The following is a 3,746-nucleotide window of genomic DNA, read 5'->3' as shown; positions in this document are numbered from 1 at the left end:
GTGAAGGACGCTATGACCCGGACTTTGAATTGTTTCTTGAGGCCGAGGATGTTGCGGTTACAACCGGCAGAGTGCGAGTTGAAAGTACTCATCCCGGCTTTTCTGGTAATGGTTATCTGGTCGGCATAGAAAGCGATGAAGATACGGTTACTTTTAATGTTACTGTGCCTGGAAGCGGATTTTATGATTTAAACTTTATCAGTGCAAGTTATGAGGGATATAAAGAAAACAATGTATATGTAAACGGAGAATTTGTAGGAGTAGCAAAGGTTGAAGGGACTAATTTTCAAGATTCTATCCTGAAAAGAGTATATTTAAAAGCAGGAGAAAATGAAATAAAGATGACTAAAAGCTGGGGTTGGATTCGATTGGATGCATTAAAAATAACTGCTTCTTCTTCAATTGATGAAGACATCTATAAAGTGTCAGCTCAGTTGGTTGACCCTTATGCCACCGATAGGGCGAAAAAGTTGATGCAATTTTTAGTTGATATGTATGGGGAATACATAATTTCAGGTCAGTATTCGGATAAAGGGATAAACGGTCCTGAATTTAAAGTGATATATTCTATTACAGGGAAATATCCTGCCATACTCGGCCTTGACCTTATAGATTATACGCCTTCGAGAGTGGCACATGGTACAAAGAGCAAAGCGGTTGAATACGCAATCGAGTTTGATAAATTGGGTGGCATTGTAACATTTTGTTGGCACTGGAATGCTCCTGAACCTTATCTGTATGACACGTCAGAAAATCCCTGGTGGAGTGGATTTTATACCAGGGCTACCAACATTAATTTAGAGGCTATCATGAATGGTAAAGACCCACAAGGTTATGAGCTGTTGTTGAGGGATATTGATGAGATTGCCAAACAGCTGAAACGGCTACAGGAAGCTGATGTACCCATCTTATGGCGCCCCCTGCATGAAGCCAGCGGTGGCTGGTTTTGGTGGGGAGCTTCCGGTCCCGATGCTTACATAAAGCTGTATCGGCTGCTATTTGATAGACTTACAAAGGTACACGGTATCCACAATTTGATATGGGTATGGAATGGTCAGCATCCAGCTTGGTATCCAGGAGACAAGTATGTGGATATCATAGGCATGGATATATATCCGGGGGAAAGGGTGTATAGCCCGCACACCTCCAAATTCTTTGAAATGGCTAAATGGCCTACGGGTAAAAGAATAATTGCCCTCACCGAAAATGGATATTTGTTTGATCCGGACCTCGCCTTCAGGGATGGGGCGGTGTGGTCCCATTTCTGCACATGGAACGGGGACTTTGTGTGGTCGGGTTATGGCCTGTCCGAAAAGTACACCGAGAGGTACATGTTTGAAAAGGTCTATAATCATGAGAAGGTCCTCACACTGGACGAATTGCCGGATCTGAGAAGTTATGGCCAATAATTTAAATGCATTCGAGGTGTTTGCAGTGTTCTTGAGATTTATGTCCATACTGACGTCTATTCTATTGTTAGCCTGTATAATTTTTTATCCTGTGCCGACCCTGGCGCAGTTTGGAGGGGGAGAGGATATGCCACAAAGGATCTTTGAGGCAATTCATATCGGATGGAATCTGGGTAATACATTTGATGCTACTGGTGACGAGACTTCATGGGGCAACCCTGTTACCACTAAGGAACTGATCCAGGAAATAGCCAAGCATGGATTTAAGAGCATCCGGATACCCATAACTTGGAGACATAGGATGGGGGATGCACCCGACTATAAGATAGATGAGGTTTTTTTGCAACGCATCCATGAAGTGGTTGACTGGGCACTGGAAACCGGGTTTTACGTCATCATTAACATGCATCACGATTCCAGCTGGGTTTTCAATATGAAGACCGACTACGATGAGGTGTTAAAAAGGTTCAAAGCTGCGTGGAAACAGATTTCTGCTTCCTTTAAGGATTACCCACCTGACAGGCTGATGTTCGAGAGCATCAATGAACCGCGATTCTCGGATGACTGGAACGAGGATAAACCTGAATATTTTGAGATGCTGCGCGTGCTCAATACGACTTTTTACCAAATAGTGCGCGGTTCAGGCGGCAATAATACCACGAGGTATTTATTGTTACCCACCCTTACCTGTTCTGCATCGCCCAATCGCCTAAAGGAATTGTACAACACCATCGTCGAGCTAAACGACAAAAACCTCATAGCCACCGTCCATTATTACGGCTACTGGCCATTTAGCGTCAACATAGCTGGTGTTACCACTTTTGATGAGACCACAAAAAATGACATAATCAACACCTTTAATAGGATATACGATACCTTTGTTGCTAACGGAATCCCGGTCATAATAGGAGAATTCGGCTTGCTGGGCTTTGATACATCGCTGGACACCATTCAACAGGGCGAAAAGATAAAATATTTTGAATTCATCACCTATTATGCAAAGGAAAAGAAGCTGCCACTCATGTGGTGGGATAACGGGCAGCATTTTGACAGAGTCAATTTTAAGTGGAGTGACCCCCAACTTTATGAGGTGATAATAAACAGCGTCAAAGCCCGCTCGTCCACCGGGCAGACCGATTCCATTTATATCAAGAAGAATTCGCCCATTGAGGATGTAGAGGTGAGGCTAAATCTAAACGGGAACGAACTCGTTGAGGTTAAGTATGGGGAGGATACTCTGGTCAAAGGTAAGGACTATGACCTCTCCGACGATAAGCTAATCATCAAGGCTGACTTTCTGCGCCAGGTTATAAGCGGCGAATTTGGGGTTAAGGCAGTCTTAAGTTGCAGGTTTTCAGCTGGAGCCGAGTGGAAGCTTAACGTGATATATTACGATACCCCCATTCTGAGGGATATGATTGAGGAACGTGTAGATAATTTCTTTATCCCTGTCACATATAATGGCGCGCAGCTTAAGGCTCTGGAAGCGGTCTATAAAAAGAACGGGAGAAATACGCCACCAAACGATTGGACGTCCTTTAAGCAATATTACGTCGATTTTAAACCTTCCACCTACAGGATAGAGCTATCGTCCGATTTCCTGCGCGGGCTGGAGGATGGGGAGATACTCCTCAAGGTCCACTTCTGGAGCGGTGAAAAGATAGAATACACGCTGGTGAAGAATGGCAATAAGGTAAGAGGTATTTCTTCGCAGGAAATGCCTGATTCACCGCAAAACGATCAGCCGGTTGATGATACAGGTGACAACGGAGATGAGGGAATGGATACCCCAAACCAGGAGCAGGGAACCAAGCAACCAAGCGAGCCGTCCAGCAGCCACACCAAGGGCATTACCGGGTATATGATAGCGGGCACTATTATAATAGTAGCTGTTGCTCTTATAGGTGCTTACGCGTTTGGGAGGGTAGGCCATAAGCATCAAACTAAACAGTAAAGGTTTGCCAGAAGGAATCCATTGCCTGGAGCTGCGAGGATCTTCAATAGTGCGGTGGTGCCCTATAATGAAGAATTTATAGGGGTATTTTGTTTTATAGGGGTATTTTGTGGTGAACAAACCGATGGAATCTGTCATTTATACCTCAGTTACAGCAAGGATGGGATCAATTGGGAATTTGAAAAGGAAAAAATAAATATTACATGGTCTGGTGTACCGATTTTTATAAAAAATTCATTAGATTGGGAAAACCGTTCCTGCCTTTTAACAGAAAAGGGGTTCTATTTCCAAGAAAAATCAGCGATAATTTTGTGATGTTGTCAAGGCCAAGCGATAATGGCCATACACCATTTGGAGACATATTTTTAAGCGAAAGCCTAGAC

Annotated in this window: 2 protein-coding genes and 1 pseudogene; all 3 read left to right on the top strand. The window is 43.8% G+C overall.

Going from position 1 to position 3,746, the window contains the following annotated elements:
- The coding region (locus FWJ59_RS08585) for a glycosyl hydrolase (RefSeq protein ID WP_414481529.1) at window positions 1-1,409 on the top strand (1,409 nt) is incomplete at its 5' end.
- 127 nt (window positions 1,410-1,536) lie between these two features.
- Window positions 1,537-3,363, top strand: coding sequence for a cellulase family glycosylhydrolase (locus FWJ59_RS08580; protein ID WP_414481528.1), 1,827 nt, complete (start codon window positions 1,537-1,539; stop codon window positions 3,361-3,363).
- 12 nt (window positions 3,364-3,375) lie between these two features.
- Window positions 3,376-3,746: pseudogene (locus FWJ59_RS08575) on the top strand (glycosylase); the annotation flags it as partial.

Source organism: Caldicoprobacter sp. (genome assembly GCF_047459465.1).
In the GTDB taxonomy this organism is placed as follows: domain Bacteria; phylum Bacillota; class Clostridia; order Caldicoprobacterales; family Caldicoprobacteraceae; genus Caldicoprobacter.
The sequence above is the reverse complement of the archived record's forward strand: the minus strand, read 5'-3'. Positions and strand labels throughout refer to the sequence as shown.

What these genes read in the sequence shown, in the direction of transcription:
- FWJ59_RS08580 (WP_414481528.1), top strand. Translation starts at nt 1,537, where the DNA reads ATGCCACAAAGGATCTTTGAGGCAATTCATATCGGATGGAATCTGGGT.